This window comes from Micromonospora globispora, assembly GCF_003857015.1.
Taxonomy (GTDB): domain Bacteria; phylum Actinomycetota; class Actinomycetes; order Mycobacteriales; family Micromonosporaceae; genus Micromonospora; species Micromonospora globispora.
Genome location: NZ_QGGF01000111.1, coordinates 1 through 7,275 on the forward strand (window position 1 = coordinate 1; position 7,275 = coordinate 7,275).

At 71.3% G+C, this 7,275-nt stretch carries 7 protein-coding genes and 1 pseudogene; 6 read left to right on the forward strand and 2 right to left on the reverse strand.

Features of this window, described 5'->3' with window-relative positions; translation table 11 throughout:
- From DKL51_RS04020 to DKL51_RS04035, 4 genes and pseudogenes are all read left to right on the forward strand, one after another.
- Nucleotides 1–402, forward strand: a pseudogene (locus tag DKL51_RS04020) (nitrate- and nitrite sensing domain-containing protein); the annotation flags it as partial.
- A gap of 92 nt (nucleotides 403–494) precedes the next feature.
- The gene (locus DKL51_RS04025; protein WP_109947164.1) at nucleotides 495–926 is read left to right on the forward strand and encodes a roadblock/LC7 domain-containing protein; all 432 of its coding nucleotides are present in this window, start codon (nucleotides 495–497) and stop codon (nucleotides 924–926) included.
- Complete coding sequence (locus tag DKL51_RS04030; RefSeq protein WP_109947163.1) at nucleotides 923–1,312, forward strand: DUF742 domain-containing protein; 390 nt, start codon at nucleotides 923–925, stop codon at nucleotides 1,310–1,312. The genes DKL51_RS04025 and DKL51_RS04030 overlap by 4 nt, the downstream gene beginning before the upstream one ends.
- A complete protein-coding gene (locus DKL51_RS04035) occupies nucleotides 1,293–1,904 on the forward strand; it encodes a GTP-binding protein (protein WP_109947162.1) in 612 nt (203 codons plus the stop codon). Before DKL51_RS04030 ends, DKL51_RS04035 begins: the two co-directional genes overlap by 20 nt.
- Nucleotides 1,905–1,968: 64 nt before the next feature.
- On the opposite strand, the gene DKL51_RS04040 is transcribed toward DKL51_RS04035, so the two are convergent.
- Entirely contained in the window at nucleotides 1,969–4,821 is a 2,853-nt protein-coding gene (locus DKL51_RS04040; RefSeq protein WP_109947161.1) for an aconitate hydratase, read from the reverse strand.
- Between the two features lie 160 nt (nucleotides 4,822–4,981).
- On the opposite strand from DKL51_RS04040, the gene DKL51_RS04045 reads away from it, so the two are divergent.
- Together DKL51_RS04045 and DKL51_RS04050 are read left to right on the forward strand one after the other, a co-directional pair.
- Complete coding sequence (locus DKL51_RS04045; RefSeq protein WP_109947160.1) at nucleotides 4,982–5,341, forward strand: VOC family protein; 360 nt, start codon at nucleotides 4,982–4,984, stop codon at nucleotides 5,339–5,341.
- A gap of 206 nt (nucleotides 5,342–5,547) precedes the next feature.
- Nucleotides 5,548–6,204, forward strand: coding sequence for a DedA family protein (locus DKL51_RS04050; protein WP_109947165.1), 657 nt, complete (start codon nucleotides 5,548–5,550; stop codon nucleotides 6,202–6,204).
- 60 nt (nucleotides 6,205–6,264) lie between these two features.
- Here DKL51_RS04050 and DKL51_RS04055 read toward each other — a convergent pair whose 3' ends face one another.
- Nucleotides 6,265–6,915, reverse strand: a complete 651-nt coding sequence (locus DKL51_RS04055; RefSeq protein WP_109947159.1) for a C39 family peptidase — start codon at nucleotides 6,913–6,915, stop codon at nucleotides 6,265–6,267.
- Between the last annotated feature and the right edge of the window lie 360 nt (nucleotides 6,916–7,275).

Sequence of the window (7,275 nt, forward strand, 5' to 3'; positions counted from 1 at the left end):
ACGCGGACCCGGCGGCGCAGCGGCCAACCGGCCCTGGACGGCCCGACCATCCCGATCGGCCTGATGACGATCGGTCATTCCGACGGGGACGCCGCCGACGACCCGACCCCGGCGGACCCCGCCCCGGCGGACGCCGACGGGGACGCCCCGGCGGGGACCGACACCGGCCTGCCGGTACGGGTACGACAGGCGAGCCTCGTGCCGGAACTGCGCAACGAACCGTCCCCTCCGGACGCTGAGCCGGACGAGGACGCGGTACGCCCGCCGGAGCAGGTGCGCCGGATGATGAGCTCCTACCAGAGCGGCACCCGACGCGGGCGTACCGACGCGGCACGGCTGCTCGGCGGGGCGACCCACCAGCCGGAGAACGGGCCGGACACCGGGGACGAGCAGGCGACCTGAGGTGACGCCGGCCCAGCCGCCCGGACGTCGGGCGGCACGGCGACATCCCAGACGAGCACGGCGACACCAGCCAGGGGAGAAGAGGACGACGAGTGACGCAGAAGACGGCTTCCAGCGCGGACCTGACGTGGTTGCTGGACGACCTGGTCGGCCGGGTGAAGCAGGCGGAACACGCCGTGGCGCTCTCCACCGACGGTTTGCTGATGGCCTCGTCGCGGGGACTGGGCCGGGACGACGGTGAACACCTGGCTGCGATGGCGGCGGGCATCCAGAGCCTGGCCCGGGGCGCGGGCAAGCGCTTCGGCGGGGGCCAGGTGCAGCAGACGATCATCGAGATGCAGTCGTCGTTCCTCTTCGTCACCGCGGCCGGCCGGAACGCCTGCCTGGCGGTACTGGCGTCCGAGGACGCCGACGTCGGCCTGATCGCGTACGAGATGGCCATGCTGGTCACCCGGGTGGGCAGGTTCGTGGCCTCGCCCACCCGGGCGCCCGAACAGGTGGCCGGCGAAAACCCGGTGCGATGACCGCGCCGGGGGGTGCCGCGGAGCACGAGTGGGTGGACGACCACGCGGGCCCGGTGGTGCGCCCGTACGCGGTCACCGGCGGCCGTGCCCGTCCGGTCACCGGCACGTTCGACCTGATCTCCCTGGTGACGGCGACCCGCACGGACGTGGGCTCCGAGTCCGGGCTGGGCCCGGAGCATCACGCCATCGTCGGCCTCTGCCAGCGGATGCAGTCCGTGGCCGAGGTCGCCGCCCACCTCGACCTGCCGGTGGGCACCGTCCGGGTTCTCCTCGGTGACCTGGTGGCCCGCCACCTGGTGCAGGTACGTGAGCCGCGCGCGACCCCCGCCGGCCTTCCCGACGACAGTGTTTTCGAGGCGGTAATCAATGGACTTCGGGCCCTCTGAGCGGCCGGCCGGAGCGGCCCCGCTGCCCACCGCGGTCAAGATCCTGATCGCCGGTGGTTTCGGCGTCGGCAAGACCACCATGGTGGGCGCGGTCAGCGAGACCCGTCCGCTGCGGACGGAGGAGGTGCTGACCGAGACCGGCGTGGGGGTCGACGACCTCTCCGGGGTGGAGCAGAAGACCACCACCACCGTGGCGATGGACTTCGGCCGGATCACCATCAGCGACGAACTTGTGCTCTACCTGTTCGGCACGCCCGGCCAGGACCGGTTCTGGTACGTCTGGGACGAGCTGGCGCTCGGCGCCATCGGCGCGGTGGTGCTGGCGGACACCCGGCGGCTCGCGGGCTGCTTCCCGTCGATCGACTACTTCGAGGAGCGCGGCACGCCGTTCGTGGTGGCGGTGAACTGCTTCGAGGGCGCCCGGCAGTACCGGCTGGACGAGGTGCAGGTGGCGCTCAACCTCGACCCGGACGTGCCGGTGGTGCTCTGCGACGCGCGGCAGCGGGAGTCGAGCAAGGAGGTGCTCATCACGCTGCTGGAGCACGCGATGAAGACCCGCGAGGCCCGCCGCCGCGCCGTGGTCACCGACTGACCCACACCGACGCCGAAGGGCCCCTTCCCGCGGGTGCGGGAAGGGGCCCTCTGCGATAAGTACGTCAGCTGGCGATCATGCGACGCAGCACGTACTGCAGGATGCCGCCGTGCCGGTAGTAGTCCGCCTCACCGGGGGTGTCGATCCGGACCACGGCGTCGAACTCCACGCCGGTGTCGGTGGTGACCTTCACCGTGCGCGGGGTCTCGCCGTTGTTCAGCGCGGTCACGCCGGTGATGGAGAAGGTCTCCGTACCTGTGAGCCCGAGGGACTCGGCGTTCGTGTCGACCGGGAACTGCAGCGGCAGGACGCCCATGCCGATCAGGTTCGAGCGGTGGATCCGCTCGTACGACTCGGCGATGACCGCCCGCACGCCCAGCAGCATGGTGCCCTTGGCCGCCCAGTCGCGGGACGAGCCGGAGCCGTACTCCTTGCCGGCCAGGATGACCAGCGGGACGTCGGCCTCCTGGTAGGCGGTGGAGGCGTCGTAGATCGAGGTCTGCTCGCCGGTCAGGTGGTTGACCGTGAAGCCGCCCTCGACGCCCGGCACCAGCTGGTTGCGCAGCCGGATGTTGGCGAAGGTGCCCCGGATCATCACCTCATGGTTGCCCCGGCGCGAGCCGTACGAGTTGAACTCGTGGCGCGGCACGCCGTGCTCGGCGAGGTACTTGCCGGCGGGGGAGTCGGCCTTGATCGAGCCGGCCGGGGAGATGTGGTCGGTGGTCACCGAGTCGCCCAGCTTGGCCAGCACCCGGGCGTCGGCGATGTCCTGCACCGGGCTCGGCTCCTGCTGCATGCCCTCGAAGTACGGGGGCTTGCGCACGTACGTCGACTCGTCGGCCCAGGCGAACGTGTCGCCGGTCGGGGTCGGCAGCGACTGCCAGCGCTCGTCACCCGCGAAGACGTCGGCGTACGCCGAGCTGAAGCCGGTGGCGCCGATCGCGGAGGCGATGACGTCCTGGATCTCGGCGCTGTTCGGCCAGATGTCCCGCAGGAAGACCGGCTGGCCCTGGCTGTCCTCGCCGATCGGCTCGTTGGCCAGGTCGATGTCCATGGTCCCGGCGAGCGCGTACGCCACCACCAGCGGCGGGGACGCCAGGTAGTTCATCTTGACGTCCGGGTTGATCCGGCCCTCGAAGTTCCGGTTGCCGGAGAGCACCGAGACGACGGCGAGGTCGCCCTCGTTGACCGCGTTCGAGACCTCCTCCGGCAGCGGGCCGGAGTTGCCGATGCAGGTGGTGCAGCCGTACCCGACCAGGTTGAAGCCGAGCTTGTCCAGGTACGGGGTGAGGCCGGCCCGGTCGTAGTAGTCCATGACGACCTTGGAGCCGGGCGCCAGCGTGGTCTTCACCCACGGCTTGCGGGACAGGCCCTTCTCCACCGCGTTCCGGGCCAGCAGCGCGGCGCCGATCATGACCTGCGGGTTGGAGGTGTTGGTGCAGGAGGTGATCGCGGCGATCACCACGGCGCCGTGGTCCAGCTCGTACTCGACGCCGTCGGCGGAGGTCACCCGGATCGGGTTGGTTGCCCGCCCGCCGGCACCGGCGGCGGCCGTCTCCAGGTCGCGCGGCTCGTCGGCCGGGTCGCTGAACTCGTTGGCCGGCGGGTCGCTGGCCGGAAAGGACTCGGCGCTGGCCTCGTCGGCCGGGCCGTTGGCCCCGCGGGGCAGCTGCTCGCGGGCCACGCCGGGCTTGAGCTCGCGTTCGCCGGTGTCGCCGTCGGCCACGTAGTCGGTCAGGGCGGAGCGGAACAGCGTCTTGGCGGCGCCCAGCGGCACCCGGTCCTGCGGGCGCTTCGGGCCGGCCAGGGACGGCTCGATGGTGCTGAGGTCGAGTTCCAGGCGCTCCGAGTACTGCGGCTCGCGGTCCGGGTCGTGCCAGAGGCCCTGCTCCTTGGCGTACGCCTCGACCAGCGCGACCTGCTGCGGGTCCCGGCCGGTCAGCTCCAGGTAACGCACGGTCTCGGAGTCGATCGGGAAGATCGCCACGGTGGAGCCGTACTCCGGGGACATGTTGCCGATGGTGGCCCGGTTGGCCAGCGGCACGGCGCTCACGCCGGGGCCGTAGAACTCGACGAACTTGCCGACGACGCCGTGCTTGCGCAGCATCTCGGTGATGGTGAGCACCAGGTCGGTGGCGGTGGTGCCGGCCGGCATCTCGCCGGAGAGCTTGAAGCCGACGACCCGCGGGATCAGCATGCTGACCGGCTGGCCGAGCATCGCGGCCTCGGCCTCGATGCCGCCGACGCCCCAGCCCAGCACGCCCAGGCCGTTGACCATGGTGGTGTGCGAGTCGGTGCCGACCACGGTGTCCGGGTACGCCTGGCCGTTGCGCTCCATGACCGTGCGGGCCAGGTACTCGATGTTGACCTGGTGCACGATGCCGGTGCCCGGCGGGACGACCTTGAACTCGTTGAACGCGGTCTGGCCCCAGCGCAGGAACTGGTACCGCTCCTTGTTGCGCTGGTACTCCAGCTCGACGTTGCGCTCGAAGGCGTCCTCGCGGCCGAACAGGTCCGCGATGACGGAGTGGTCGATGACCAGCTCGGCGGGGGCGAGCGGGTTCACCTTGGTGGCGTCGCCGCCGAGGTCGCGGACGGCCTCCCGCATGGTGGCCAGGTCCACGACGCAGGGCACGCCGGTGAAGTCCTGCATCAGCACCCGCGCCGGGGTGAACTGGATCTCCACGCTCGGGTCGGCGGTGGGGTCCCAGGCGCCGAGCTGCCGGATGTGGTCGGCGGTGATGTTCGCGCCGTCCTCGGTCCGCAGCAGGTTCTCCAGCAGGATCTTCAGGCTGTAGGGCAGCCGCTCGTGCCCCTTCACCTGGTCGATCCTGAAAATCTCGTAGCTCGCGTCTCCGACGCGTAGCTGGGTCTTCGCACCGAAGGTGTCGAGGCTCGCCACGTCGTACTCCTTCACACCAGCGACCGTGAGTAGTCCTGAGCAGTCTTTCGCACCGGCTGGGATGCTGCCGTGCTTAGGCAACACTTACCGGCGGTTCCCGGGTCAACAAAACCGTACGTCCGTCTTGCTATTGATGCAACCTCATGCCAAGGTTCGGGACGAGGGAGGTGCCACCATGATCCATCACGTCCAGCTCGCCTGCCCACCCGGCTCCGAGGCCGCGTCCCGGGCCTTCTACGCCGACCTGCTCGGCATGACCGAGAAGCCCAAGCCGCCGGCCCTCGCCGCCCGCGGCGGGTGCTGGTTCACCGGGTACGGCGCCGAACTGCACCTCGGCGTCGAGTCGGATTTCCGGCCCGCCCGCAAGGCGCACCCGGCGCTGCTCCGCCCCGACCTCGACGACCTTGCGGCCCGGCTCACCGCCGCCGGCCACCCGGTCACCTGGGGCGACGACGAGATCCCCGGCATGCGCCGCTTCCACACCCACGACCCGCACGGCAACCGCCTGGAGTTCCTCGCCCCGGTCGCCGGCTGAGCCCTGCCCCGCCGGTCGCCGTCGTCACGCGCCCGCACCCTGGCGCGTTCGTCACGCGCCGTGCCTTGCCGGCTTCGTCACGCGCCCGCGCTCCACCGCGGGGGCCGGGAGGTCGGCGGCGGCCCGGACGGGTCACCGGTCGGTGAGCGTGCCGCCTCGACGCGGGACCGGGGGTAGGGTTCGAGGTCGGACCGGAAGGGGTGGCGGTGGTAGACGTACAACACTGGCTCTCCGCGCTGCCGCCCGGCGTGGTCTACCTGATCGTCGCCGGGGTGATCGGCGTGGAGAGCATGGGCGTGCCGCTTCCCGGCGAGATCGTCCTGGTCAGCGCCGCCCTTCTGGCGGCCGCCGGGGTGGTGGAGCCGGAGTGGGTGGCCACCGCCGCGGCCGCCGGCGCCATCGTCGGCGACTCCATCGGGTACGCGGTGGGCCGGCGCGGTGGGCGACCCATGCTCGTCCGGCTGAGCCGGCGCTTCCCCCGCCATCTCGGCCCGGCGCAACTGGCCCGGGCCGAGCAGACCTTCACCAAGCACGGCGTGTGGGCGGTCTTCTTCGGCCGGTTCGTGGCGCTGCTGCGGATCCTCGCCGGCCCGCTCGCGGGTGCGCTGCACGTGCCGTACCGCCGGTTCCTGGTGGCGAACGCGGCCGGCGGCCTGGTCTGGGCCTTCGGCACCACCTACCTGCTCTTCTCCGTCGGTCGGGCGGCCGAGCACTGGCTGAAGGACATCTCTTGGGTCGGGCTGGTCATCGCAATCCTCGGCGGCCTTGGCAGCACCTGGTGGCTGCGCCGTCGGGCCCGCGGGCTGGAGTCGGCGGAGGTGCCCGAGGAGGCCGAGCCGGTCCGCGCCGGCGCCGATCGCTGACCCGCAGACGTCGAAGGGCCGACCCCGTGTGGGGTCGGCCCTTCGTGGTTGTGCTGGTGGTCAGGAGGCGGTGTAGCCGCGGGTGGCGATCCAGTCGGCGAGGTTGTCCACGCTGATGCGGTAGGAGGCCTGGTCCGGGTTGGCGGAGTCGGCGATGGTCACGGTCTTGCCGCCGTCGTGGTAGCCGACCACGCTGATGTAGTGGCCGCCCTCGAAGGAGTGGGTGTTGCCGTCGGTGTCGGTGGTGGTGCCGGCGATGTTGGCGACGACGGCGCGGCCGTTGTCGACGGTGTGCACGATGTCGGCGCGCAGGGTGTCGGTCTGCTTGTCGTCGGCGTTGGGGTTCTTGATTTCGACGCTGTGGTAGACGTCCTTACCGGTTTCCTTGTTCAGGACGGGGGTGATGTCGTTGATGGAGTTGGTGCCGTTTTCGGTGGTGCCCATCTCCTTGGCCATGGCGTCGACGTCGATGTTCTTGTCCTGGACGCTCAGGGCGTTGCGGGTGGCGGCGGGGCCGCAGTAGTAGAAGTTGGGCTGGGCCTGGTAGCGGACGTTGAGTTCCCGCTCGCCGGCGCCGGGCTTGCGGTCGGTCTGGACCTGGGCCGTCGGGGTGGCGGCGTGGGCGGCGATGGCGGGGCCGGCGATGCCACCGGCGGTGGCGGCGATACCGGCGACGGTCAGGGCGGTCTTACGCAGGATGTCGGTACGCATGATGATTCGAAGCCTTTCGGTCGGGGGTGCGCGGCACGCGCAAGGGGGATGCGCTGCTACCGCAAGGGGGGAAAGTCAGAAGGGGATCTGCCCGGCGGCGGGGCCTGCTCGGGTGTCCGGGGGATGTAACCGTCCGGGCCGGCGGGGCATTCCATCGGGCTCCGGGGTTGCTGAACCCCTGGCGGCCGGGGGGCTGCTCGGGGTGTCCGGGGGATGTAACGACCCGGGCCGGCTAGGCATTCCGCCGGGCGGGGGCCCGTCGTGGCGCGGGGGAGCGCCGGTGGGTATGCCATGTTCAACGACCCGGGGGTGGGCATGATTCCGCCGCACGGGTGGCCCCGCCCACGGGACACCCACCCC